Here is a 266-nt window from a genome sequence, read left to right as displayed (position 1 = left end):
CAAGCCGCTGGTGGATCTACGCGTATCCATCCGCCGCCAGGTGCTCTTCACCAACCTCGCATCGATCGTGTTCGGGTTCGCGATGTTCGCCGCCAGCATGGTCTTTCCCCAGGTAGTCCAGTTGCCTGAAGTCACTGGTTACGGCCTAGGCGGTTCGATGCTCACCGCGGGTCTGGTCATGGCTCCCTCCGGCATCATCATGATGCTGATCTCTCCGCTGTCCTCACGTATCACCAATTCGCACGGCCCCAAGGTGACGCTCATGC

Annotated in this window: 1 protein-coding gene; it reads left to right on the top strand. The window is 60.2% G+C overall.

Annotated elements, in window-relative coordinates; translation table 11 throughout:
- The coding region (locus ACKRDP_RS09960; protein WP_489685590.1) for a hypothetical protein at nt 1-266 on the top strand (266 nt) is incomplete at both ends.

Origin of the sequence: Pampinifervens navoyensis, from assembly GCF_046159715.1 — a bacterium.
In the GTDB taxonomy this organism is placed as follows: domain Bacteria; phylum Aquificota; class Aquificia; order Aquificales; family Aquificaceae; genus Pampinifervens.
The sequence above is the reverse complement of the archived record's forward strand: the minus strand, read 5'-3'. Positions and strand labels throughout refer to the sequence as shown.